Genomic DNA, 23,709 nt, shown 5'->3' with positions numbered 1-23,709 from the left:
GACCTTTCCGGCTCGAGGCCTTTCGGTGGTCAGGACTTGACGGCGCCCGCGGTGAGCCCGTGGACGAGGAAGCGCTGCAGGGCGAGGAACCCGACCACCACGGGCAGGCTGATGACCAGCGAGGCGGCCATCACCTGGTTCCAGTAGACGTTCGCCTGGGTGGCGTAGCCGCGCAGGCCGACGGCGAGCGTCCGGGTGGAGTCGTCGGTCAGCACCGAGGCGAACAGCACCTCCCCCCAGGCCGTCATGAACGCGTAGATCGCCACCGCGACCACGCCGGGCGCGGCCACCGGCAGCACCACCCGCAGCAGGGTCCGCAGCGGGCCGGCGCCGTCGACGCGCGCCGCCTCGTCGAGCTCGCGGGGGATGGTGTCGAAGTACCCCGCGATCAGCCAGATGGAGAACGGCAGCGCGAACGTCAGGTAGGTGACGGTCAGGCCGGTCCGGCTGCCGTACAGCCGGACGCCGGTGTACTTCTCGACGTTGACGAAGATCAGGAAGAGCGGCAGCAGGAACAGGATGCCGGGGAACATCTGGGTCGACAGCACGGCGGTCAGGAAGGTGCCGCGCCCGGCGAAGCGGTACCGGCTGACGGCGTACCCGGCGAGGATCGCGATCGCCACCGAGAGCACGGTCGCCGAGACCGAGACGACCAGGCTGTTCACGAAGTAGCGGCCGAGCGGCACCGTGCGCCACATGTCGACGAACGGCCGGACCGTCACGTGCGACGGCAGCCAGGCGAACCGGCCCTGCACGTCCTTCAGCGGCTTGATCGACGAGACCGCCATGACGTACAGCGGCAGCACGGTGAACAGCGCCAGCAGGCCGAGGACGACCGGCCGCGCCCAGCGCAGCGTACGGGACTCACGCATGGCGGCTCCTCAGCCGTCCGACTCCGAGGTATCCGAGCGTGACCACCATCAGGAACACCAGGAGCAGCACGGACATCGCCGAGCCGAGCCCGAAGTTCCAGGTGATGAAGGACGCGTTGTAGATGTGGATCGAGATCATGTCGGCCGCCGCCGGCGGCTGGTCGAACAGGATGTAGGCGACGTTGAAATCGTTGAACGTCCACAGGAACAGCACGAGGAGCAGGACGCGGTTGACCGGCCGCAGCAGCGGCAGCGTCACCCGCCGGAAGACGCGCAGCGAGCCGGCGCCGTCGATGGCCGCCGCCTCGTACAGCTCGCCGGGGATGCCCTGCAGCCCCGCCGTGACGGTGAGGAACGCGAACGGCCACATCCGCCAGACCGCGATGATCACCACGGCGGCGAAGCTGCGGTCGCCGAGCAGCCAGAACGGGTGGCCGTGCGCGAGCTTCAGCTCGTCGGACAGCAGGGCGTTCACCATGCCGGTGTCCCGCTGGAACATGAACCGCCAGGTGATGACCGCCGTGAACACCGGCAGCGCGTACGGGACGAGGAACAGCGTCCGCAGCGCCGCCCGGCCCCGGAAGGGGCGCTGCAGCAGCACGGCGGCGACGATCCCGAACAGCCACGAGCAGCCGACGACCACGGCCGTGATCGCCAACGTGACGAGGAACGACTGCAGCAGGTCCTTGCCCACGGGCCCGTGCGCGTTCACCGCGATCCGGTAGTTGGCCAGGCCGCCGTACGGCGCCTGCGTCCAGTTACGGATGAAGAACTGGGTGAGGTGCAGCAGGCTCATCCACGCCCCGACCAGCATCGGGACTATGTGGATGACCAGTTCGGCGACGAGGGCGGGCAGCAGCAGGAGGTACGGCAGCGCCTTGACACGGCGCCGGCGCCTGGGTGCGGGCCGCCCGGAAGCGCGCGCGGGCGCGCTCCCGGGGGGCGAAACCGTCCGGGTCACCCGTCAGCCGCCCGCCTGCATCTTCTTGTCGGCGTCGGCGAGCTTCGCGTGGATCGTCGCGTCGTCCACGGGGCGGCCCGCGGCCGCGTCGGCGATCAGGCCCTTGACGGCGTTGCCGACGAGGGTCTCGAACTGGGCCTCCTGCGGGATCATCGGCAGGGTCTCGGCGGAGTTCGCCAGCACGGCGCGGAACGTGCGGATCGCGGGCGTCTGGAACCTCGGATCGTCGTACGCCTGCGGGACCACCGGCAGGCTCCCCCACGCCGCGTTGAGGATCTTCTGTTCCTCCGGGCTGGTCAGGAACTCGACGAGCTTCAGCGCGCCGTCCTTGTTCCCGGAGTTCTTGAACACGCCGACGTTGATGCCCGCGACGTGGCTGGCGACCCGGCGGCCGCCCTGCGGCAGCGGATCGGGCAGCGGGATCGGCGTGACGCCGTAGTCGGACTCCTTCATGCCGTTCTCGGCGACCCCGGCGGTGGCGTAGCTCTGGATCATCATCATGCCGAACCTCCCGGCCGCGAAGTCCTTGAGGATCTGGTCGTCGTTGACGTACTCCGCGTCGGCCGGGTCGATCACCTTGTCGGTGCCCAGCAGGTCCAGGTACTGCCGGACGCCGGCCACCATCGCCGGGGAGGCGAATCCCGGCTGCCCGCCTTGGAAGAGCCGGGCGCCGTACTGCGCGCCGAACATGAAGGCGAAGTGCGCGCCCTCGGTGTAGCTCGCGCCGAGGATGCCGACGCCGTACCGCTTCTTCGCCGGGTCGGTGAGCTTCTTCGCGTCGGTGACGAGCTCCTGCCAGGTCCGCGGCGGCTGTTTGAGTCCCGCGGCCGCGAAGAGCTTCTTGTTGTAGAACAGGCCGTACGCCAGGCCGTACAGCGGGACGAACGCCGGCGGCTTCCCGGCGGCCCCCGTCGACGTGAGCGTGGAGGGGATGAAGCGGCCCCGGCCGCCGACCTTGGCGATGGTCGCGTCGTCGAACGCCTGGAACGCCCCGGTGGCCTGCAGCGAGGCGGACCAGGTGTTGCCGACGTTGAGGACGTCGGGGCCCTTGCCGCTGGAGGTCGCGGCGAGGATGCGGTTGAGCAGGTCGGGCCAGCCGATCACCTCCAGCTTGACCTTGATCCCGGTCCGCTGCTCGAACTTCTTCAGCTCGGGGCCGAGCACCCGCTGGTCCTGCTGGATGGAGCGGCCCTGGTTGCTGGCCCAGTAGGTCAGCGTCTTCGGGGAGGACTTGTCACCGCCGCCGCCTCCGCAACCGGCGCCGGCCATGACCATGAGGGCGCCCGTGACGAGCGCCGTGATTCGGCGTGCCTTCACTTGTGAACTCCCATCGGCCGTCAGGAGTGGCATCCGGTCGAGCGCAGACCGGCCGAAGACCGGGTACGGCCCGGCCCCCGGCGTTTCTCCGGCGACTTTGGAAATCCGTTCTACCGATAGGAACACTAAACCGGTTTTGCGTCAACCGTCCCTGAGGGGACAGGCCCGGTGCTGCCCCGTGGGGTCAGGACCGGCATGGCGTGGCAGCCGCTCTCGACCGGCCGCCCGGCGACCAGGTCGAGCAGGCGGCGCGCCACCTCCGCGCCGTAGGAGGAGATGTCGAGCCCGACCGCGGTCAGCGGCGGGTGGACCAGCCGGCAGAGCACCGAGTCGTCCCAGGCGACGACGGACAGCCGGCCGGGCACCGGCACCCCCATCTCGGCGGCGACGGCCAGTCCGGCCAGGGCCATCACGTCGTTGTCGTACACGATGGCGGTCGGCGGGGCGGACGCGGCGAGCAGCCGGCGCGTGGCGCGCGCCCCCTCCTCGCCGGTGTAGTCGGTGGCCGCCTCGACCGTCGTCACGCCCAGCGCGCCGGCCGCGGCCGCGAACGCGGTGCCGCGCGCGGCCGTGTGCCGCAGCTCCGGCGGCCCGGTGACCCGGGCGATCCGCCGGTGGCCGAGCGCCGCGAGGTACTCCACCACGGCCCGTACGGCCTCGGCCTCGTCGTTCCAGACGGCGGGCAGCCCGCCGCACCCCTCCGGGCCCCCGACGACGACCGCGGGCAGCCCCAGCTCGGCCAGCAGCCCGACCCGCTCGTCCTCCAGCCGCAGATCGACGAGGAACACCCCGTCCACGCGGCGCTCGGCCCACCACCGGCGGTAGGTCGCCGGCTGCGCCCCGCGGTCCTCGACCATCTGCAGCAGGAGCGCGACGTCACGCGCGGCCAGCTCGCTCTCGATGCCGGCGATGAGCTGCACGAAGAACGGCTCGATCCCCAGCGTCCGCGCCGGCCGGTCCACCACCAGGCCGAGCACGCCCGCCCGGCCGCCGGACAGGGCGCGGGCCGCGCGGCTCGGCTGCCACCCCATCTCCCGGGCGATGGCCAGGATGCGGTCGCGCGTCGCCGCGGACACACCGGGCCGGTCGTTCAGCGCGAATGAGACGGTGCTCTTGGTGACGCCCGCCCGGCGTGCGATGTCGGCGATCGTCGGACGCTTCATCCCCACCTCTTGCCAAACCGGTTTTGTTCCTCCACTCGAGATTATCCGAAAGGCCGTTGACATGACTTTGACCGTCGACTTAACGTGCTGTCGCCGATGGCATCCGGTCGAGCGCAGACCGTCCTCCTCCGCCACCGTCCCGCACCGGGCCGTGACCGACGCGGGCGTTCGTCCGGCACGGGCGCCGGCGTCGGATGACGCCCCGGACCCGGCCGACCCTTCCGAGCAGACACCCCGTCCGTGATCACGTTTTACCAGGTCAGAGGGTATTTTCATCTTCCATGGCCGCAATCTGGAGGTGTAGTATCCAGGTCATGCGGATGAGCGAAGGTGTCGAGTGGGCGCTCCACTGCTGCCTGACACTGGGGTGGCTCGGGAGCGACCGGACGGTGCCGACGGCGAAGCTCGCCGCGACCTTCGAACTGCCGCCGGCCTACCTGAACAAGCATCTGCAGGCGCTGACCCGCGCGGGCGTCCTGGCCTCGAGCCCGGGGGCCCGCGGCGGATTCCGGCTGGCCCGGCCCGCCGAGAAGATCACCCTCCTCGACGTCGTCACGGCGATCGAAGGGCGCGACGGCGCGTTCCGCTGCACCGAGATCCGACGGCGAGGAGCCGGAGCCGGCAGAGATCCGCAGGAGTTCGCGCGGCAGTGTGTGATCACCACCGGGATACGCAGGGCGGAGATGGCCTGGCGGCGAGAGCTGGCAGCTCAGACGCTCGCCGACATGATGGCCAGAGCACCCGCCGCGGCGGTCGAGAGAACCCGGCACTGGTACGCGAAGGGCTGAGACCGCCGAGATGCCGCGCCGTTGGCGGACACCCACCGATACAACCCGAATGTCACGTTCATCCCGTCCCCTATGACCCGACAGCTCCGGCCGTCCCCCCGCGAAGTCGAGCAGGTGCAGCAGTGCTGAATCTCAACGCCCCTCAATCGAGCCGCCGAGACAGGGTGGTCCTGGCACTCGCGGCCGCCTTCGTCGTGACACTCCTCGGGGTGGACCTCGCCTCGCCGAGCCATATCCGGCTGAGCGACATGCTCTTCGTGGAGGCCATCGTCGTGGCCTGGTTCTTCGGGCCGCTGACCACCGGGCTCAACTGGATCCTGGCCACCGGCGCCTTCTCGTTGATCATGTCGGCCAAGGGCGTGCTGACTCATCTGACCGAGCTGGCCGCACTGCTGATGGTGGCCGCCTTCACCACGGCCATGTGCTACGTGCGGGACCGCCGTCTCCAGGAGCTGCGGCAGGTCAGGACGGTCGCCGAGGTCGCGCAGCAGGCCGTGCTCCGCCCTCTGCCGCAGCAGGCGGGCCCATTGCGGCTGTCCGCGCTCTATCTCGCCGCGGAGGACGAGGCACAGATCGGCGGTGATCTGTACGCGGTCACGCGAGCGCAGGACAGGACGCGCCTCATCATCGGGGACGTCCGGGGGAAGGGGCTGGCCGCCGTCAACGACGCCGCGGCGCTCATCGGCGCCTTCCGCGGGGCCGCCGCACAGCGGGGGGACCTCTCCGAACTCGCGGACTTCCTGGAGGGCAGCGTTCGCTCGCAGATCGCCGACCCGGCGCAACCGAAGATGTCCGGGGAGTCCTTCATCACCGCGATGCTCATCGAGATTCCCGACGACGAGCCCGTTCTCCGGCTGGTCGACTTCGGGCATCCCCCGCCGCTGCGACTGCATGAGAAGGCGTTCTCGGTGCTCGAGGTCGATGAGCCCGCGCCTCCGCTGGGCCTGGGCGGACTGGCGGGGACCGCGCCTCGGATCGAGACGTTCGCCTTCGACGCGGGCGACGTCCTCCTGCTCCACACCGACGGTGTCATCGAGGCCCGCGATTCCGCGGGGGGCTTCTTCCCTCTTGTCGAACGGCTCGACGGCTGGACCGAGGATCGTGCCGGCGCGCTCGTCGACCACATCCACGCGGATCTTCTCGCCTACGTCGGCGGGCGCCTCCGCGACGATGCGGCCATCCTCGCCGTCGAACGCGCCGGTCGTTGAACCACCCGGCGGCGTGAGCGGCCCCGGCCCGGGGACACCGGATCAAGCGCCGCCTCGTCGGCCACGTCGGTCCGCGCTCGACGACGGCCGGACGGCCGCCTCCGGGGATCCGGTTCGTGGCACCCTGGGGGCATGCGTGTGCGGTGCGTCGGAGCGATCGTCCATGACGCCGAGGGACGGCTCCTCCTCATCCGCCGTGGGCACCCGCCCGGCGAGGGCATGTGGTCGCTCCCGGGCGGCCGGGCCGAGGCGGGCGAGAGCGACGCCGACGCCGTCGTCCGCGAGGTCGCCGAGGAGACCGGGCTGCGGGTCGTCCCGGGACCGCTGGTCGGCTCGGTCGACCGCGCCGGCCCCGGCGGCGTCACCTACGACATCCGCGACTACCGGGCCACCGTCGACGGCGGCGCCCTGCGCGCCGGTGACGACGCCCGCGACGCCCGCTGGGTGGACGCCGAGGAACTGGCCGCCCTGCCGACCACCGCCGGCCTGATCGAGACCCTCGCCGCCTGGGACGTCCTCCCCCGCCCCTCCCGAGCCTGACCGCTGCCAGGGCCTGTCTCTAAGCCCCACTGTCCTAATGCGCGGTGCCTGTCCGCCGCACCCCGTGCGGAGTGGTCGGCGCCCGGCCGGGCGGGCCGGAGACCCGGCTCCCGGCTGGAACGCGGACGATCCGGTCAGGCGGGTGAGCGTTCGGGGTGCAGCACGACCGGGAGCGTGCGATGGCCGTTGGAGATGAACGACGGCAGGTGTTCCAACTCGCTCGGGTCGACCGCCAGGGCGAGGTCGGGGAAGCGGTCGAAGAGGGCCGGGATGGCGATCTCGGCCTCCATCCGGGCGAGCGGGGCGCCGAGGCAGTAGTGCGCGCCGTGGCCGAAGGAGAGGTGCTCCTTGTCGGGACGGGTCACGTCGAACCGTTCGGGGTCCGCGGGGTGCGTACCGGGGTCGCGGCCGGCGGCGGCGTACGAGGCGAGGATCGCGTCGCCACGGGCGATCGTGACGTCACCGACCTGGATGTCCTCCACGGCGTAGCGCAGCGGCAGGTTTGCGACCGGGGCCTGCCAGCGCAGCGCCTCATCGATGACGTCCGCCCAGGCGACGTCTCCCCTGCGGGCGAGCGCGAGTTGGCCGGGGTGGGTCAGCAGCGCGGTGACGGCGTGGTCGAGGAGGTTGACGGTGGTCTCGTGGCCGGCGGAGATCATCAGCATGAGCGTGCCGACGAGCTCGTCCTCGGTCAGCCGCGAGCCGTCCTCGTCCCGGGTGGTGATGAGGGCGCTGGTGAGGTCGTCGCCGGGGGTCCGGCGCTTGTCGGCGACGAGCTCGGCGAGCACGGCCCACATGTCCTGGTGGGCGGCCATGGCCTGTTCCGCGGTCGCGGACGTGGTGAAGATGACGTCGACGTCGCGCCGGATGCGCGCCCGCGGTCCGTCGGGGACGCCCATGAGCCGGCAGATCACCTCGATGGGCAGCGGGTAGGCGAACGCCTCGCGCAGGTCGGCCCGGCCGTCGGGAAGGGCGGCGAGCCGGTCGAGGATGTCCTCGGTGATCTCCTCGACGCGCGGCCTGAGCGCGGCGGTACGGCGCGGGGTGAACGCGTGGGAGATGATTCCGCGCAGCCTCCGATGGTCGGCGCCGTAGGCGGTGAACATGTTCTCCACCGCGACCCAGATGTAGAGCGGCCAGTCAGGCGTGATCTCGCCGTTCTTCCAGCGTGTCCAGTGCCGGCGCGGGTCCTTGGAGACACGCGGGTCGGCCAGCAGTCGCTTGAGGGCGTCGTGGCCGGTCACCGCCCACGCCACCACCCCGCCGGGCAGCTCGACGGGCGTCACCGCGCCGCGTTGCCGCAGCCGCGCCGCCTCGGTGTGAATGTCCGTGCCGGCGGGATCGAGGACGTACGGGCACGAGCGGTCTTCCATCGGTGGCTCCTGACGATGCGGTCGGATCGGCGCCGGCCACGACTATAAGTCAGGAACGCCGTAAATGGGCGTCGTCCAGCGGGCTACAGGGGAGAGTCACCACCGTCGGAGGGTCCGCGGCGTTCGCGGTGCAGCGCGACGCCCGTGATGACCAGCGCGACACTGGTGACCTCCACCGGCGACGGGACCTGGCGCGGCACCAGCAGACCGATGACGGTGGCCGACCGGGTGCAGCGGCTGGATCCGCGCCCACGAGCGGAGACCTTCGTGACTGGCGGGCGCAGGGCTCGGCGAACGCATCGGGTCGCGGCCGTTTCGGGATGTTCGGTCCGCTGCCGGCGTGCGCTCCACCGAGCTTTTCGCACGCCGCAGCGCGAGCGGCGGCTTGGGGCGAGCGGTGGTCAGGTGTAGGCGGCGTCCTCGGCGACGTCGATCCGGCTGCGGTCCGGGAGGAGGGCGGTAGCGGTCAGGGTCAGGACGGCCGCCACGACCATGACCAGAGAGATCGCCCACCAGCCGTGGTCGTGCAGGAGCCAGGTCGCCAGCAGGGGTGCCGGGCCGCCCGCGATGACCGAGGCGAGCTGGTAGCCGATGCCCGCGCCGCCGTACCGGAGCTTCGTCGGGAAGACCTCGGCGATCAGCGACGCCTGCGGGCCGTACTGCAGGGCGTGCGGCACCTGGGCCAGGACGACGGTGAGGAAGACGACGACGGGGACGGCCGTGTTGAGCAGCGCGAAGTACGGGAAGGCGATGACGCCGATCAGCAGGGCACCCGCCGCGTACACGCGCTTGCGGGACACGGTGTCGCTGAGGTGGCCGAAGGCCGGGATGAGGACGAGTTCCAGTGCGGCGGCCACGGCGACGGCGTTCAGCGCGAAGGTCTTCGACCGCCCCGCGTGATCGACGATGTAGGTCAGCGCGAACGAGGTGAAGATGTAGAACGGCATCTGCTCCGAGCAGCGCAGCAGGGCGCTGAGGACGATCTCCTTCGGGTGCCGGCGGATCACTTCGAGGACCGGGACCTTCTCCACCTGCTGGCGCTCGACCACCTTCGCGAACATCGGCGTCTCCATGACGCGCAGCCGGACCCAGAGGCCGATTCCCACCAGCACGAGGCTGAACAGGAACGGGATGCGCCAGCCCCAGTCCTTGAACGCGTCCCCGCTCGCGGTGGCCAGCGACGACATCGCGACCGTGCCGAGGATGAGACCGATCGGCACGCCGATCTGCGGCCAGCTCGCCATCAGGCCCCGTCGGCGCTGGTCGCCCCATTCCATCGAGAGCAGCACCGAGCCACTCCACTCGCCGCCGACCGCGATCCCCTGCAGCACGCGCAGGGCGACGAGGAGGATCGGCGCGGCGACGCCGATCGTGCCGGTACCCGGCAGGACGCCGATCAGGGCGCTGGAGACGCCCATGAGGAGGAGCGTGACGATCAGGGTGGCCTTCCGGCCGAGCCGGTCGCCCCAGTGGCCGAAGATCGCGGCGCCGATCGGCCGGGCGGCGAAGCCGACGGCGTAGGTCGCGAAGGACGACAGCGTGCCGACGTAGTCGGTGGACTTGGGGAAGAAGACGTCCTTGAAGACGACGGCCGCGGCCGTGTTGTAGAGGAAGAAGTCGTACCACTCGATCGAGGTGCCGACGATGGCGGCGGCGGCCGCCCTGCGCACCTGCGATCGGTGCTCCGTCCCGGCGACGACCATCGGATCCTCCTGTCGCCCCCGAGCCGTTTTCAGTTACGCAGGACGACTACCCGGACCCCGGACGGCCGGAAACCGGCGACATGTGACGAAAAGCGCTGAGCGCCGCGAGAGCCCCGGAGGGCTCCTCGCGGCGCTCGGCGAGGACGTGTGAACGGCCGGTTCAGATGTGCATCGCGGCGCCCTCGACCTTGCGTCCCGCCCGGACGAGGAGGCTCAGCAGGGCGGCGACGAACGCCATCACCGCGCTGACGATGAAGGCCAGGTGCATGCCGTCGATGAACGACAGGTGGCTGGCCTTGACGATCAGCTCGGCGACCTGCGGCGGGGTGTTCTTCGGGACCGGCGCGACGCCTTGCGAGATGGCGCCCTTCATCAGGTCGACCTGGGCCGGGGACGGCGCCGGCAGCCCCGCCTCCTTCATGTGGCCGGGCAGGACCCCGGCCACCTTGGCGGTCAGGACGGCGCCCAGCACCGAGGTGCCGAGCGCGCCGCCGACCTGCATGGCGACCTGCTGCAGGCCACCCGCGACACCCGACAGGGCGACGGGGGCGTTGCCGACGATGATGTCGGTGGCCGCGACCATCACCGGGCTCAGGCCGACGCCGATCAGCGCGAACCAGGGCGCCATGGCCATGAAGCTCGCGTCCACTCCGAGGCGCGACATGCCGATGAACGCCACGGCGGTGAACACCATGCCGGCGACCAGGGGCGCGCGCGGCCCGACCTTGGAGATCACCCCGCCGGCGATCGGGGAGGCCAGCATCATGGCGAGCATCATGGGCAGCAGCCGTACGCCGGTCGACACGGGCGTCAGCCCGTGCACGCTCTGCAGGTAGAAGGTCAGGAAGAACATCGCGCCGAACATGGCGAACGCCATGAGCGTCATCAGCACGACGCCCACCGACAGCGACACGGAGCGGAACAGCGTGAGCGGGAGCAGCGGCTCCCGGGCCAGGTGCTCGCGCGCCACGAAGAGGACCAGCAGGACCACCGCGGCGCCGAAGAACGCCAGCGTCTTCAGGTCGGTCCAGCCGTAGGTCGGCGCCTTGATGACGGCCCAGATCAGGGCGAACAGCATCCCGGACAGCAGGAGGATGCCGGTGAGGTCGAAGCCGCCGGACTTGGCCTCGCCGCGGGCGTTCAGCAGGAACAGGCCGCCGGTGATCAGGGCCACGACGCCGACCGGGACGTTGATGAAGAAGACCGACTCCCAGTTGACGTGCTGGACCAGCAGGCCGCCCACGATCGGGCCGGACGCCGTGGACGCCGCGATGCAGGCGCCCCACAGGCCGATCGCCATGTTGAGGCGCTCGGCCGGGAACGCCGCGCGCAGCAGGCCGAGCGCGGTCGGCTGGAGCATCGCGCCGAACAGACCCTGCAGGACCCGCAGGGCGATCACCATCCCGATCGTCTTGGAGAAGCCGATCCCCGCGGAGGACAGCGCGAAGCCCGCGACGCCGATCAGGAAGACCGGTTTGTGGCCGAACCGGTCACCGAGCTTGCCGGCGGTGATCAGCGAGACGGCGAGGGCGAGGAGGTAACCGTTGGTGACCCACTGCAGGTCCGCCAGCGACGCCCCGAGGTCCTTGGAGATCGCCGGGTTGGCGATCGCGACCACCGTGCCGTCGAGGGTCACCATGATGACGCCGAGCGCCACCGCGACGAGCGTCAGCCAGGGATTTCCCATCCCCCGCCGCTTAGGCCCCGCTCCCGCGGGCAGACGTTCCTGTACCGCCGGCTGCGACATCTCACTCCCCCTTGTACAAGTGGCCGAAGGCACCTCAAAGTTATGGCAGCTACTGACAGATGACAAATCGTTTTAAGAGTCACACGCTGTCTTATGGCACACTCTGAAACAAGACGTGAGCTGGAGGTGACATGGTGGAAACTTCGGGTGTGGACACCACCGGCTTGCGGGAGCGCAAGAAACAGCGGACACGCTGGGCGTTGACCGACGCGGCGCTGGACCTGTTCCTCGCCAAGGGATACGAGGCGACGACGATCGACGAGATCGTCGCGGCGGTCGATGTGTCGCAACGCACATTTTTCAGGTACTTCGCCGGCAAGGAGGACGTCGCTCTCTCGATCCTGCGGGAGTACGACCAGGTCTTCCTCGCGACCCTGGACGACCGGCCCGGCGACGAGCCGCCGATCACGGCCCTGGCCGCCGCGATCCACCACGTCCTCGACTCCGTGCGGTCCGCCGACGAGGAGCACACGGACCGGTTCGCCAAGATCCGCGACCTGGTCGAGCGCAGTCCCGCGCTCGCGGTGTCGCAGTTGCGCTACTTCAGCGAGATGGAGCAGCAGCTCGCCGCGATCCTCGCCCGGCGGATGGACGTGGACGTCGCGACCGACCTGCGCCCGACGCTGATCGCCGCGACCTTCCTCACCGTCATACGGATCGGGTTCGACGGGTGCGCGCGCGACGGGCTCTTCCAGCCGGACGAGGTCGCCTCGCGCATCGAGGAGGTCTTCGCCGTCGCCGCCGAGACGCTCCCCCACGCCTGGTCCGCCCGCTGACCGCGGCTACGACCGGCGGCCGGCCGTAGCCGGGGAGCCCACCCCGACCGCCGACCGCGTCTACGACCGGCGACCGGCCGCCACAGCCGGGGAGCCCGGCGCGCCTACGACCGGCGGCCGGCCATCACGGCCGGGGATCCCGCCCCGCCTGGTCAGGGCCGGGCGGGGCGGCCGGGTCAGCGCAACGGTTCGGGCAGGTCGCGCGCGTGCAGGACGGTCAGCCGGGAGACCGCGCGGGTGAGGACGACGTAGAGCCGGCGCAGCCCGGGCGAGCGGTCGCCGTCCGGCTCCGCCTCGACGATCGCGGCCGGCTCCACGACGATGACCTGGTCGAACTCCAGGCCCTTGGCCTGCGTCGCCGGGGTGAGGACGAGCCGCGCCGCCGCCATGCCGTCCGCGAGGCGTACGTGCTCCAGCCCGCGCGCCGTCAGGTGCGCGCCCAGCCCGTCCAGGTCGGCCTCGGCGGCGATCAGCCCGACCGACCCCTCGCCGGCCAGCGCGTCGCGGCAGGCCTCCTCCACCGCGGCGTGCGGGTCGGCGACCCGGTTCACCCGCAGCGCTCCCGGCGCGGACCGCACCGACGTCGGCGGCGCCAGCTCCGGGGCGATGCGCGGGAGCAGGCGGCTCGCGAAGTCGATGATCTGGCGCGGCACGCGGTAGCCGCGGTCGAGGACGGTCAGGTCCGCGTCCGGCTTCCCCAGGTGCCGCAGCAGCGTCGGCCAGTCGCCGACCGCCCACGGCGTGGTGCCCTGGGCGATGTCGCCGAGCACCGTGACCGAGCCGGTCTCGCAGCGCCGGCCGACCGCGCGGCACTGCATGGCCGACAGGTCCTGCGCCTCGTCCAGGACGACGTGGTTCAGGCTCGAGGTGCGGCTGACCAGGTCGGCGGCCTCGTCGACGAGGACGGCGTCGGAGAGCGTCCAGCGGGCCGACTTCGGGCCGCGCGGCGGCCGGTCCCACAGCAGCGCCGCCTGCTCGGCCGGATCGAGGAGGCCGTCGGCGGCCCGGCCGAGGAACTCCGCGTCGGAGAGCAGGCGCATCACCACGCGCACCGGGTCCACGGCGGGCCAGACCTGGTCGACCATCGCCTTGACCGGGCGGGTCCGGCGGACCGCCTCGTGGGTCCGGTCGTCGCACACCTCGCCCCCGGTCTCCATCCGCACCAGGACGGCGTGCGCGATCCGGTGCCCGAGCAGGTCGCGGCCGGCGCCGTACCGGACGCCGCGGTCGCGCAGGGCCTCGGCCAGCTCGGTGATCTCGTAGCCGGGGACGCGCCAGCGGCGGGTGCCGCGCGGCACCACGAGCGCCTCGGGCGGCTCGCTCAGGTGGCTCCAGACCGCGCGGCGCAGCACCTCCGCCATGCGGGCGTCGCCCTTGATCCGCCCGACGGCGGCCTCGTCCCGTGCCGTCACCGGAACGGCGGCCACGACCTGGTCGAGGGTGCGCTGCTGGACGTTCACCTCGCCGAGGGCGGGCAGCACGCCGCGGATGTAGTCGAGGAAGGACGCGCTCGGGCCGATGACGAGGACGCCGCCCCGGCGCATCCGCTCCCGGTGGGCGTACAGCAGGTAGGCGACCCGGTGCAGGCCGACGGCGGTCTTTCCGGTGCCCGGCGCGCCCTGGACGCACAGCGTGTGGTCCGCGTCGGCGCGGACGATGTCGTCCTGCTCGGGCTGGATCGTGGCGACGATGTCGCGCATCGGGCCGACGCGGGGCCGCTCGATCTCCTCGATCAGCAGCCGTGACTCGACGGTGGCGGAGAAGTCCTCGTCCTCGAACGCGGTCAGCTCGCCGCCGGAGTACCCGAACCGGCGGCGCAGCACGAGCCCCATCGGGTCCGCGGTGCTCGCCTTGTAGAACGGCCGCGCCATGGGTGCCCGCCAGTCGATGACCAGTGCCCGGCCGCCGTCGTCGTGCACGTGCCGACGCCCGACGTACAGGCGTTCGTCCGGATGGTCGACGCGCCCGAAGAACAGGGCGGTGGTGGGGTCGTCCCGCAGCGACTCGGCGCGCTTGGCGAGCTCGGCGCTCAGCACCTCGGCCGAGACCCAGTCGCCGGCCACGGACGCGTCGAGGGCCAGGACGTTCTCCCGCATACGGTGCAGTGCCTCCCGCGAGAGCGTCAGGTGCGCGCGTTCGGCGGATATCTCGGGGTCGGTGTCCTCCGCCTCTCTTGTGGGCATGACGAAAGCCTTTCGGTCGATGGGAAGCGCGAAGTTCCGAACTTAGTACGTGGGCGCGCCTGCCTCAGCCCGTTTTTCCCGTGCCCGGACCGGCGCGCTAATGTTCGATGGGAATCGAACGTAAGGAGGTCGCGATGCGCGCGATCGTGATGACCGAGCACGGCGGACCGGACGTGCTGAGGCTCACCGAGGTCCCGGATCCGCAGCCGGGCCCGGGCGAGGTCGTCATCGAGCTCGCCGCCGCGGGGGTCAACTTCAAGGACGTGTACGAGCGGCAGGGCGTCTATCCGAAGGAGACGCCGGCCGTTCCCGGCGCCGAGGGGGCCGGCCGCGTCACGGCGGTCGGCGACGGGGTGACCGACGTACGGGTCGGTGACGTCGTGGCGTCCGCCGAGCTGAGGGGGGCGTACGGCGAGCTCGCCGTCGCACCGGCCGACCGGGTCGTCCCGGTGCCCGATGGAGTGGCCCCCGACCTGGCCGCCGCGGTGCTGCTGCAGGGCCTGACCGCCCACTACCTGACGCACTCGACGTACGAGGTCAAGCCGGGCGACACCGCGCTCGTGCACGCCGCGGCCGGCGGCATGGGGCTGCTGCTCACCCAGATGATCAAGTTGCGGGGCGGCCGGGTGATCGGCACCGTCTCCACCGACGAGAAGGAGAAGCTCGCCCGCGACGCCGGGGCCGATGAGGTCCTCCGCTACGACGGCTTCGCCGAGGAGGTCCGTTCGCGCACCGGCGGCGTGCCGGTCGTCTACGACGGCGTCGGCAAGACCACCTTCGACGGCAGCCTCGCCTCGCTGCGGCCGCGCGGCCTGCTCGCGCTGTACGGCGCCGCCAGCGGGCCGGTGCCGCCGGTCGATCCGCAGCGGCTCAACGCGGGCGGCTCGCTGTTCCTGACGCGGCCCACGCTGGTGCACTACGTCGCCACCCGCGAGGAGCTCCTGTGGCGGGCCGACGACCTGTTCGGCTGGATCGCCTCCGGTGAGCTGTCGGTGCACGTCGGCGGGCGGTACCCCCTCGCCGACGCGGGCCGGGCCCACGAGGACCTCGAGGCCCGCCGGACGACCGGCAAATTGCTGCTCGTCCCGTAAGTCCGGAACCGCCCGGCCCGCCCACTAGTCTTATCGCTCATCGAGCGACAGGAGGGGCGGGCCGCCGTGACGGGAACGAGCTCGATCGATCGGCTGCGGCCCGAGGACCCGCCCCGGCTCGGCGACTACCGGCTCGTCGGCCGGATCGGCCGGGGCGGCATGGGCACGGTCTACCTCGGGGAGAGCGCGAGCGGGGAGCGCGTCGCGGTCAAGGTCATCAACCCGGAGCTGGCCGACGACGAGATGTTCCGGGACCGGTTCCGCCGGGAGGTCGAGTCCGCCCGCCGGGTGCGGCGCTTCTGCACCGCTCCGGTGCTGAACGCCCGGATCGACGGCGAGCCGCTGTTCGTCGTGACCGAGTTCGTCGACGGACCCGACCTGGACGCCTTCGTACGCGACGGCGGGCCGATGCGCGGGGCCGCCCTGGAGCACCTGGCGGTCGGGGTCGCCACCGCGCTCACCGCGATCCACGCGGCCGGCGTGGTGCACCGTGACCTCAAGCCCGCGAACGTCCTGCTGTCGTCGGTCGGCCCGCGCGTCATCGACTTCGGGATCGCCCGGGCGCTGGACACCGTCTCCGGCGCGACGCGGACCGGGCAGTTCATCGGGACGCCCGCCTACATGGCGCCCGAGCTGGTGATGGGCGAGACCGCGACGCAGGCCTCGGACATGTTCGCCTGGGGGTGCGTCGTCGCGTACGCCGGGACGGGACGGCCGCCCTTCGACGGCCCGACCGTGCCCGCCGTCCTGTACCGGATCGCGCACGGCGAGCCGGACCTCACGGACCTGGACGAGGGGATGCGCGAGCTGGTCGTGCGGGCCCTCGACAAGGATCCGCGGCGACGCCCGTCCGCGCAGGAGCTCCTCGACCGCCTCACCGGGCGCCCGCACGAGGACACCGCGCACGCCGCCGAGACCCTCGGCCGTACATGGGCCATCCCGGACGACCGGACGTCACCGCCTCCGGCGGACCGCACGGCGTCCGCCGCCATGGGGCCCGCCCGGAACCGGGCGCGGCCGGACGGCCACGAGACGCGCCCCGACGCTCTCCGCGTCGCCGCGCCGCGTCGCCGGCGATGGCTGCTCGCCGCGGGCGGGGCCGCCGGGGTGCTGGTCGTCGGCCTCGGCACCGTCGTCGCACTGACCGGCTCCGACGGGCCGCCGTCGAAGACGGTCCCCTTCTACGCCGACGACTTCTCCAACACGTCCTCGGGCTGGTCGGGCTCGACCTGGTACGCCGGGAGCGGCTACTACGCGAGCGGATACCGCATCGACGCCGGCACCAGCATCTACACGCGCCGGGCGGAGAAGGCCCCGTCCGACAAGGTCGCCCAGGACGCGCCCAAACGGGCGCTCGTCAGCGTGGACGCGACGGTGCTGGGCGGCCCGGCGTACGGGATGCTGGGCGTCTTCTGCCGGAGTACCGGCACGAGCGACGACACCGCCTACTACGAGTTCCTGGTCCGCGCGGACGGCCAGGGCGTGCTGATCCGGAAGGCCGCCGGCAAGGCCGGCACCCGCGAGCTGGTCAAGAAACAGTCCGCCGCCGGTTTCAAGCACCAAAAGCGGAACCGCCTCCAGGCGGCGTGCGAGGAACAGGACGGCGGAGTACGGCTGCGCCTGTGGCTGAACGGCACCCTCGCCGCCGAGACCTCCGACAGGAGCGGCGCCCTCGCCAACGGCGCGGCCGGGCTGGTCGCCGCGCAGGAGAACGGCGGAAGTGGCGGGGACGTGCGGGTGCGGTTCGACAACTTCGACCTGTCCGCGATCCGCTAGCCGCTCCCGCCGTACGGGGTCCTCCGGCTGGTGCGCGGCCCAGTGGCGGCGCAGGTGCGGGATCGGGTCGGCGGCGTGCTCGTCGGGCGGGGTCCCGCCTCAGGAGCGCACGCCGGTTAGGGCCTGTCGCGAAGTGCGGGGTTCTGAGACGAGTTCTAGAGTTCGAACCAGAAGGTCAGGCCGTTGTCGTGCCGGCGCATGCCGCAGGCCGCCGAGAGCTCCTCGATGAGGAAGACCCCTCGCCTGCCCTCGCGCAGTTCGTAGCCGTCGTACATCGTCGGTAGCGTGTCACCGCCCTCGTCGGTGACCTCGACCCGCACGCCGGTGGGCGTCTCGAGCACCACCACCGTCACCATCGCGCTGTCGGTGTGGACCACGGAGTTGGTGACCGCCTCGCTGGTCAGCAGCACGGCGGTGTCCACCTCCGGACGGCCGGCGAGCGCCTTGGCGACGAACCGCCGGGCCGCCGCCACCTCTCCCGGACGCCCGGGGACGGTGATCGCCCCCAGCACCGACCGGGCCATCATCCCGTCACCGAGGTGTGACGGAATGTGGCGAACTTGCCGGTAATCCCACCCCTCTGGGCCTCCCCTGTAGCAAGATGGGCAGGGTGATCGAGACGAACACGCATGGACCAGAGCCCTCTCAGCGGCGGCCTTTAGGGGGCCTAAACGGGATAGGGTGTGAGCATACGGCGACTTTGTGTAATCGTGCAATAGCGAGGTGGAGGCTCCTTCGAGCGAGAGAGGCCGCAGCGCCATGAGCCACAGCAGACTGCGGGAGATCGCCGCTCTCACCGACCCGATCGAGCGCGCCCGCGTCCTCGGCACGGTCATGGCGGAGCAGCAGGCGCTGGTCGAAGAGGCGGCCCGGATGCGCCGGCAGGCGATCGCCGAGGCGCGGGAGAACGGCCACCGCCTCGAGGACCTCGCCAACACGCTCGGAGTCTCACCCGGCCGGATCTCGCAGATGCGCAAGGGGTCGGCCGCGCGCGCACCCGAGCCGCTCGCACATGTTCCCGAGCCGCTCGCGCCTGTACCCGAGCCGCTCGCCACGCGCGCTCCCGAGCCGCTCGCCGAGCGCATGCCGCCGGTCGTCGTGCGGCGGTCGCTGCCGACCGAGCCGCCGGCGAGCGGCGTCGAGTGGACGTTCGTCAGCATGACCGAGCGGGACGACATCCGCACCGAGCTGCGTCTCCTGGGCGTCGACCGGGAGCCCGCCCGTGATCACATCGCGACCTGCCTGCGCGTACAACCCGGCGAGGACGTCATCGCCCGCCACCGCCTGATCCTCGCCGACGACGTCCCGGTACGCGCCGCCGTCTCGTACTTCCGCGTCGACCTGTTCGCGGACACCTCCATCGTGAAGCCCGAGCTGCTGGCGCCCTCCCTGCACGAGGCGGTCGCCGCCCACGGGCACGCGTTCGGGCACGCCGAGGAGACGTTGATGGCACGGCCGGCCACCGAGCCGGAGACCGGCCTGCTCCGCCTCGATCCGGGCGACTGGGTCGTGCAGGTCCTCCGGGCGTCGTACTCCACCGAGGACACGCCGGTGCACGTGCTGGAGACCGTCTGCGCCGCCCCGCGCCACGTGTTCTCCGTCAGCCAGGCCGGCGGGAGCGACCAGTTCTGAAGGCCCCGGCGCGGAGACGGTTCTGAACGCCCGGCTCAGAGATAGGCGGTCAGCCAGCGCTCCAGTTCGTCGAAGACCTTCGCCCGTACGGGCGCGGCGGACAGCACCAGGTCGTGCAGCCCGTTCTCGACCCGCACGCAGGTGACGTGCCGGCCGAGGCGCGTCGACCAGCGGGCGATGTCGTCGGCGTTCAGCACGCCGTCGCCGGTGGAGAAGTCGCCGTTCCTGCCGCGTACCGTCGTCGTGGAGGCCATCACGAGGACCGGCACGTCGATGTCGAGGCCCGCCTTGACCTGCCGCTGCGCCTTGATGATCGCCGACAGCCAGCCGAGCCGGACGCCGAAGCCCTCGGCCGGCTTCCAGGCCAGGTCGAAGTCCCACTCCCCGTCGTGGTCGCGGTGGATGCTGCGGACGTACGCCGTGCTGACGCCGGCCGGGATGGCCATCTTCGGGCGGCCCATGGCCAGGGCACGGACTACGGGGCCGAGCGTGCGGCGGGCCCCGGCGGGGACGTTCAGCTCCAGGAACGGGCTGTTGAGGAACAGGCCGTCGACGACTCCCCGGCCGCGGACGCGATCGGCCCACAGGGCGGCGACCAGCCCGCCCGTCGAGTGGCCGTTGACGAGCAGCGTGTCGTTCTCCGCACGGATGAGGCGGGCCGCCTCATCGATCTCCGGGAAGTAGTCGGACATGCTGTGGGCGAAGTTGGGCGTCTGGTGGTCGAGCAGCGAACGCCCGTACTTGCGCAGGTCCAGCGCGTAGAAGGAGTACCCGCGTTCGACGTAGAAGTCGGCGAGGTGCGTCTGGAAGAAGTAGTCGACGAACCCGTGGATGTAGAGCACGGCCTTCCGGCTTCCGGGGCAGGGCCGCCGGACGAGCGTGGCGACCACCTCGCCCTCGGCGTCCTCGTCCAGCGTCAGCCGGATCGCCTCATAGTCCGCCCCGAGCACATCCTGTTCCATGGCGGCACAGCGTAAGGCGTGGCCCCCGACCGCGCCACGGCCGATCCCCCGACCGTGCGGTCGAACGGTCAGGATTATGCTCGTTTCTGCACCGAAGCCTTGCGAACAGAGCATGAATGAGCAATCCTCAGTCCTGCCGGATGGAAGGAGAGCTCTTTCGCGTGCTGGCGTCAGTCCTGCGGATCCATATGGGCGACGCCACCCTGGCCGCCGCGGAGATTCCGGGGCCGGCGCGTACGGGGAGTGCGGAACAGCACGCATGCCGCCCCGTGTTTCATCGACTCACGAGGAGCGCCCATGCGCGAAAGAGCACGTCTCGTCATCTCCGCCCTCAGCGCGGCACTCATCGCCTGCCTCGGCCTGGTCCTCCCGGCCGACGCGGCGACCCTGCCGAGCCCGGTCTCCTGCAGCGGCTGCTGGAAGCCCGCCCTGAACACGAGCTGGCAGTGGCAGCTGTCCTCCGTACCGTCCGCGCCGTACCTCGACGTGGCGATGTACGACATCGACGGGTTCAACGCCACCGCCGCCGACGTGGCGAACCTGCACTCGAGCAAGTCCGGCCGCAAGGTCGTCTGCTACATCAGCGCCGGAACGTACGAGGACTGGCGGAGCGACGCCGGTGACTTCCCGAGCAGTGTGCTCGGCAACAACCTCGACGACTGGCCCGGTGAGCGCTGGCTGGACATCCGGCAGTACGGCGGCACGCTCGGCACGATCCTCACCAAGCGCATGGACATGTGCAAGACGAAGGGCTTCGACGCGATCGAGTTCGACAACGTCGACGGCTACACCAACAGCCCCGGCTTCCCGCTGACCGCGACCGACCAGCTGGCGTTCAACACCTGGCTGGCCAACGAGGCGCACAAGCGCGGGCTGTCCGCGGGCCTGAAGAACGACACCGACCAACTGAAGGCGCTCCAGCCGTACTTCGACTGGGCGCTGAACGAGGAGTGCTGGACGAACGACGAGTGCACCACGGCGCAGACCGGCTACGGCTATGACAAGTACGTGGCCGCGGGCAAGGCCGTGTTCAACGTGGAGTACACCTTGAGCACCTCGAAGTTCTGCACCAAGGCCAACGCGCAGAACTTCAACTCCCTGAAGAAGAACCTCGATCTCGACGCCTACCGCGTGCCCTGCCGCGGCGTCTGACCCACCCCTGTAACCCGGCTGTACCGGCCGGCGGCGGTTCTCGTACCCGTGGGGCCGCCGCCGGCCACCCCCGTAAGTGGAAGGTTCACCCTGTATGTCCCCGTCCATCCGTATCGCGTTCATCGGCGCCGGCTCTGTCGAGTTCACCCAGCAGCTCCTGCGCGACATCCTGTCCTTTCCCGAGCTCGCGGATGTCCGCCTCGCGCTGCACGACATCGACCCCGAGCGGCTGTCGGTCGCCGAGGCGCTCGCCCGGCGTACGGCGGAGCGGTTCGGCGCCAAGCCGGAGATCGTCGCGGAGCTCGACCGCCGGGCCGCGCTGGACGGCAGTGACGTCGTGGTGAACATGGTCGCGGTCGGCGGTCACCGCGCCACGACCATCGACTTCGAGGTCCCCGCGCAGTTCGGGCTGCGGCAGACGATCGGCGACACGCTGGGCATCGGCGGGATCTTCCGGGCGCTGCGGACGTTCCCGCTGCTGGAGGGGCTGGCCGCCGACATGGCCGCCGTGTGCCCCAACGCGTGGCTGCTGAACTACACCAACCCGATGGCCATGAACCTGCAGTACCTCGCCACGGTGGCGCCGCGTCTCAAGGCCGCCGGCCTCTGCCACTCGGTCTACTGGACCGTGCGCGGGCTGTCCGACATTGTCGGCGTCCCGCACGAGGAAGTCGACTTCCTGTCGGCCGGGGTCAACCACCAGGCGTGGATCCTGCGCTGGGAGCACCGGGGCCGGGACCTCTACCCGGCGCTGGACGCGGCGATCGAGCGCGACCCCGAGCTGCGCCGGCGGGTGCGCGTGGACATGTACCGGCGGCTCGGCTACTACCCGACCGAGACCAGCGAGCACTCCTCCGAGTACGTCCCCTTCTACCTGCGGCATCCCGCCGAGATCGAGCGGCTGCGCATCCCGGTCGGCGACTACCTCGGGATCAGCGCGGGCAACGTCGCCGAGTACGAGTCGATCCGGGAGCGCCTGGCGGCCGGGCTGAACCCGGAGCCGCGCGAGGAGGAGGACGCGACCGAGTACGCCCCGCAGGTGATCCACAGCCTCGTCACCGGCACACTGCGCTCGATCCAGGTCACCACCGCCAACACCGGTCTGATCACCAACCTGCCGGCGGGCGCGGGAGTGGAGGTCCCGGCGACCGTCGACCGGCTCGGCGTCCACCCCCACGGCGTGGGGGCGCTGCCGCCGCAGCTGGCCGCCCTCAACCGGAGCTTCCTCAACGTCGTCGAACTGGTCGTCGCCGCCGCCGTCGAGGGCGACCCCCGGCACATCCGGCACGCGGCGATGTCCGACCCGGCCGCCGCGGCCGCGCTGACCGTCGACCAGATCTGGGAGCTGTGCGACGCGATGGTGGCCGCGCACGGCGACGCCCTGCCCCCGGCCCTGCGGGCCCAGGTCTCCCCGGGGTCGCGGTGACGGCCGCGGGGCGCCGGTCCGGCGCCCTGGACCTCCTGGTGGTCGGCGACGCGAACCCGGACGTGCTGGTGTCGGGGGCTCCGGAGACGCCGCCCGCCGGCCAGGCCGAGACGCTCGTGGACAGCGGCGCCCTGGCGCTGGGCGGCTCGGCGGCGATCGTCGCGCACGGCGCCGCCCGGCTCGGCCTGTCCACGGCGCTGGTCGCGATGGTCGGCCGGGACCCGGCGGGGGACTTCGTCCTCGACACGCTCTCGGCGGCGGGCGTGGACATCAGCGCGTGCACGCGGCACGACACCCTGCCGACGGCGCTGACGGTCTGCCTCAACCGGCCGGACGGCGACCGGGCGATCCTCACCGCGCCCGGCTGCCTGCCCGCCTTCGGTCCCGAGCACGTTCCGGACCTGACCGCCCGCCACGTGCACGCCGCGTCCTACTTCCTGCAGCCGCGGCTGGCGGCCGGCCTGCCGCGGCTGCTGGCCGACGCGGCGGCCGGCGGCGCGTCGACGTCGCTGGACACCAACGACGACCCGTCCGGCGCGTGGCGGCTCGCTCCCGGCCTGCTCGCCGCCTGCACGTTCCTCCTGCCCAACGAGGCGGAGGCGCTGTCGCTGGCCGGCGCGCTCGGGGCCCGAGAAGACGGGCCGGACCGGGGAGCCGACGAGATCGACGGGTTGGACGACGCGCTCGACGTCCTCCGCGCGGCGGGGCCCGTACCGGTCGTGAAGCGCGGTCGCCACGGAGTGGTCGCCCGGACCGGCACGGAGACCGTCACGGCGCGCGGCCCCGAGGTCGTCCCGGTCGACACGGTGGGCGCCGGTGACGGCTTCGACGCGGGCTTCCTGGCCGGGTGGCTGGCCTCCGGAGCGCTCCCGCAGGCGCTGGCCTGGGGGTGCGCCTGCGGGGCGCTGTCGACCCGTGCCGCCGGTGGCACGACGGCGCAGGCCGGCCCCGACGAGGCGGCGGCGCTGGCCGCGCGGGTCGAGGTCGGCGTCGCCCCCCTGACCGCGGTGTGACGCGTGTGCGGAGGCGGGACCAAGTG

General features: G+C 71.8%; 20 protein-coding genes. 10 read left to right on the top strand and 10 right to left on the bottom strand.

Annotated elements, in window-relative coordinates; translation table 11 throughout:
* Positions 1–29: 29 nt before the first annotated feature.
* From ABD978_RS31145 to ABD978_RS31130, 4 genes are all read right to left on the bottom strand, one after another.
* Positions 30–872 (bottom strand): carbohydrate ABC transporter permease, encoded by an 843-nt coding sequence (locus tag ABD978_RS31145; protein WP_345362794.1) that lies wholly within the window; start codon positions 870–872, stop codon positions 30–32.
* Positions 865–1,833 carry a carbohydrate ABC transporter permease gene (locus tag ABD978_RS31140; protein WP_345362791.1) on the bottom strand — a complete coding sequence of 323 codons (969 nt, stop codon included), beginning with the start codon at positions 1,831–1,833 and terminating at the stop codon, positions 865–867. The genes ABD978_RS31145 and ABD978_RS31140 overlap by 8 nt, the downstream gene beginning before the upstream one ends.
* A 3-nt stretch (positions 1,834–1,836) precedes the next feature.
* Positions 1,837–3,150, bottom strand: coding sequence for an ABC transporter substrate-binding protein (locus ABD978_RS31135; protein WP_345362788.1), 1,314 nt, complete (start codon positions 3,148–3,150; stop codon positions 1,837–1,839).
* A 125-nt stretch (positions 3,151–3,275) separates the two neighbouring features.
* Positions 3,276–4,313, bottom strand: coding sequence for a LacI family DNA-binding transcriptional regulator (locus ABD978_RS31130; RefSeq protein ID WP_345362785.1), 1,038 nt, complete (start codon positions 4,311–4,313; stop codon positions 3,276–3,278).
* Positions 4,314–4,627: 314 nt separating this feature from the next.
* Here ABD978_RS31130 and ABD978_RS31125 point away from each other — a divergent pair, with 314 nt between their 5' ends.
* The 3 genes from ABD978_RS31125 to ABD978_RS31115 all read left to right on the top strand — a co-directional run bounded on the left by ABD978_RS31125 (position 4,628) and on the right by ABD978_RS31115 (position 6,849).
* Positions 4,628–5,101 carry an RrF2 family transcriptional regulator gene (locus tag ABD978_RS31125; RefSeq protein WP_345362781.1) on the top strand — a complete coding sequence of 158 codons (474 nt, stop codon included), beginning with the start codon at positions 4,628–4,630 and terminating at the stop codon, positions 5,099–5,101.
* Positions 5,102–5,265: 164 nt separating this feature from the next.
* Positions 5,266–6,309 (top strand): PP2C family protein-serine/threonine phosphatase, encoded by a 1,044-nt coding sequence (locus ABD978_RS31120; RefSeq protein WP_345362778.1) that lies wholly within the window; start codon positions 5,266–5,268, stop codon positions 6,307–6,309.
* Positions 6,310–6,441: 132 nt separating this feature from the next.
* Positions 6,442–6,849 carry an NUDIX hydrolase gene (locus tag ABD978_RS31115; RefSeq protein WP_345362775.1) on the top strand — a complete coding sequence of 136 codons (408 nt, stop codon included), beginning with the start codon at positions 6,442–6,444 and terminating at the stop codon, positions 6,847–6,849.
* A gap of 134 nt (positions 6,850–6,983) precedes the next feature.
* Here ABD978_RS31115 and ABD978_RS31110 read toward each other — a convergent pair whose 3' ends face one another.
* The 3 genes from ABD978_RS31110 to ABD978_RS31100 form a co-directional block, all read right to left on the bottom strand.
* Entirely contained in the window at positions 6,984–8,222 is a 1,239-nt protein-coding gene (locus ABD978_RS31110; RefSeq protein ID WP_345362772.1) for a cytochrome P450 family protein, read from the bottom strand.
* Between the two features lie 401 nt (positions 8,223–8,623).
* Complete coding sequence (locus ABD978_RS31105) at positions 8,624–9,925, bottom strand: MFS transporter (RefSeq protein WP_345362769.1); 1,302 nt, start codon at positions 9,923–9,925, stop codon at positions 8,624–8,626.
* 160 nt (positions 9,926–10,085) lie between these two features.
* Complete coding sequence (locus ABD978_RS31100; RefSeq protein ID WP_425550783.1) at positions 10,086–11,672, bottom strand: MFS transporter; 1,587 nt, start codon at positions 11,670–11,672, stop codon at positions 10,086–10,088.
* A 131-nt stretch (positions 11,673–11,803) separates the two neighbouring features.
* Here ABD978_RS31100 and ABD978_RS31095 point away from each other — a divergent pair, with 131 nt between their 5' ends.
* Positions 11,804–12,448: a TetR family transcriptional regulator gene (locus ABD978_RS31095; RefSeq protein WP_345362763.1), complete on the top strand. Its 645-nt coding sequence runs from the start codon at positions 11,804–11,806 to the stop codon at positions 12,446–12,448.
* A gap of 176 nt (positions 12,449–12,624) precedes the next feature.
* Here ABD978_RS31095 and ABD978_RS31090 read toward each other — a convergent pair whose 3' ends face one another.
* A complete protein-coding gene (locus tag ABD978_RS31090) occupies positions 12,625–14,631 on the bottom strand; it encodes a HelD family protein (protein WP_345362761.1) in 2,007 nt (668 codons plus the stop codon).
* A gap of 134 nt (positions 14,632–14,765) precedes the next feature.
* On the opposite strand from ABD978_RS31090, the gene ABD978_RS31085 reads away from it, so the two are divergent.
* Together ABD978_RS31085 and ABD978_RS31080 are read left to right on the top strand one after the other, a co-directional pair.
* Positions 14,766–15,722, top strand: a complete 957-nt coding sequence (locus ABD978_RS31085; protein ID WP_345362758.1) for a quinone oxidoreductase family protein — start codon at positions 14,766–14,768, stop codon at positions 15,720–15,722.
* Positions 15,723–15,788: 66 nt separating this feature from the next.
* Positions 15,789–17,498, top strand: coding sequence for a serine/threonine-protein kinase (locus ABD978_RS31080; RefSeq protein ID WP_345362755.1), 1,710 nt, complete (start codon positions 15,789–15,791; stop codon positions 17,496–17,498).
* A 155-nt stretch (positions 17,499–17,653) separates the two neighbouring features.
* On the opposite strand, the gene ABD978_RS31075 is transcribed toward ABD978_RS31080, so the two are convergent.
* A complete protein-coding gene (locus ABD978_RS31075; RefSeq protein WP_345362752.1) occupies positions 17,654–18,025 on the bottom strand; it encodes an ATP-binding protein in 372 nt (123 codons plus the stop codon).
* 232 nt (positions 18,026–18,257) lie between these two features.
* On the opposite strand from ABD978_RS31075, the gene ABD978_RS31070 reads away from it, so the two are divergent.
* The gene (locus tag ABD978_RS31070; RefSeq protein WP_345362749.1) at positions 18,258–19,130 is read left to right on the top strand and encodes a UTRA domain-containing protein; all 873 of its coding nucleotides are present in this window, start codon (positions 18,258–18,260) and stop codon (positions 19,128–19,130) included.
* 35 nt (positions 19,131–19,165) lie between these two features.
* On the opposite strand, the gene ABD978_RS31065 is transcribed toward ABD978_RS31070, so the two are convergent.
* On the bottom strand, positions 19,166–20,092 hold the full coding sequence (locus ABD978_RS31065) for an alpha/beta hydrolase (protein WP_345362746.1): 927 nt from the start codon (positions 20,090–20,092) through the stop codon (positions 19,166–19,168).
* A 297-nt stretch (positions 20,093–20,389) separates the two neighbouring features.
* Between ABD978_RS31065 and ABD978_RS31060 the strand changes: the two genes are divergently transcribed.
* The 3 genes from ABD978_RS31060 (at position 20,390) to ABD978_RS31050 (ending at position 23,683) form a co-directional block, all read left to right on the top strand.
* Positions 20,390–21,244: an endo alpha-1,4 polygalactosaminidase gene (locus ABD978_RS31060; protein ID WP_345362743.1), complete on the top strand. Its 855-nt coding sequence runs from the start codon at positions 20,390–20,392 to the stop codon at positions 21,242–21,244.
* Between the two features lie 94 nt (positions 21,245–21,338).
* A complete protein-coding gene (melA, locus tag ABD978_RS31055; RefSeq protein WP_345362740.1) occupies positions 21,339–22,670 on the top strand; it encodes an alpha-galactosidase in 1,332 nt (443 codons plus the stop codon).
* Positions 22,667–23,683 (top strand): carbohydrate kinase family protein, encoded by a 1,017-nt coding sequence (locus ABD978_RS31050; protein ID WP_345362738.1) that lies wholly within the window; start codon positions 22,667–22,669, stop codon positions 23,681–23,683. Before melA ends, ABD978_RS31050 begins: the two co-directional genes overlap by 4 nt.
* Positions 23,684–23,709: the final 26 nt, after the last annotated feature.

The organism is Actinoallomurus liliacearum, assembly GCF_039542035.1.
Taxonomy (GTDB): domain Bacteria; phylum Actinomycetota; class Actinomycetes; order Streptosporangiales; family Streptosporangiaceae; genus Actinoallomurus; species Actinoallomurus liliacearum.
This window is presented reverse-complemented; position numbering and strand designations above follow the sequence as displayed.

What these genes read in the sequence shown, in the direction of transcription:
- ABD978_RS31145 (WP_345362794.1), bottom strand. Translation starts at nt 872, where the DNA reads ATGCGTGAGTCCCGTACGCTGCGCTGGGCGCGGCCGGTCGTCCTCGGC.
- ABD978_RS31130 (WP_345362785.1), bottom strand. Translation starts at nt 4,313, where the DNA reads ATGAAGCGTCCGACGATCGCCGACATCGCACGCCGGGCGGGCGTCACC.
- ABD978_RS31125 (WP_345362781.1), top strand. Translation starts at nt 4,628, where the DNA reads ATGCGGATGAGCGAAGGTGTCGAGTGGGCGCTCCACTGCTGCCTGACA.
- ABD978_RS31115 (WP_345362775.1), top strand. Translation starts at nt 6,442, where the DNA reads ATGCGTGTGCGGTGCGTCGGAGCGATCGTCCATGACGCCGAGGGACGG.
- ABD978_RS31110 (WP_345362772.1), bottom strand. Translation starts at nt 8,222, where the DNA reads ATGGAAGACCGCTCGTGCCCGTACGTCCTCGATCCCGCCGGCACGGAC.
- ABD978_RS31105 (WP_345362769.1), bottom strand. Translation starts at nt 9,925, where the DNA reads ATGGTCGTCGCCGGGACGGAGCACCGATCGCAGGTGCGCAGGGCGGCC.
- ABD978_RS31100 (WP_425550783.1), bottom strand. Translation starts at nt 11,672, where the DNA reads ATGTCGCAGCCGGCGGTACAGGAACGTCTGCCCGCGGGAGCGGGGCCT.
- ABD978_RS31095 (WP_345362763.1), top strand. Translation starts at nt 11,804, where the DNA reads ATGGTGGAAACTTCGGGTGTGGACACCACCGGCTTGCGGGAGCGCAAG.
- ABD978_RS31090 (WP_345362761.1), bottom strand. Translation starts at nt 14,631, where the DNA reads ATGCCCACAAGAGAGGCGGAGGACACCGACCCCGAGATATCCGCCGAA.
- ABD978_RS31085 (WP_345362758.1), top strand. Translation starts at nt 14,766, where the DNA reads ATGCGCGCGATCGTGATGACCGAGCACGGCGGACCGGACGTGCTGAGG.
- ABD978_RS31075 (WP_345362752.1), bottom strand. Translation starts at nt 18,025, where the DNA reads ATGATGGCCCGGTCGGTGCTGGGGGCGATCACCGTCCCCGGGCGTCCG.
- ABD978_RS31070 (WP_345362749.1), top strand. Translation starts at nt 18,258, where the DNA reads ATGAGCCACAGCAGACTGCGGGAGATCGCCGCTCTCACCGACCCGATC.
- ABD978_RS31065 (WP_345362746.1), bottom strand. Translation starts at nt 20,092, where the DNA reads ATGGAACAGGATGTGCTCGGGGCGGACTATGAGGCGATCCGGCTGACG.
- ABD978_RS31060 (WP_345362743.1), top strand. Translation starts at nt 20,390, where the DNA reads ATGCGCGAAAGAGCACGTCTCGTCATCTCCGCCCTCAGCGCGGCACTC.
- melA (WP_345362740.1), top strand. Translation starts at nt 21,339, where the DNA reads ATGTCCCCGTCCATCCGTATCGCGTTCATCGGCGCCGGCTCTGTCGAG.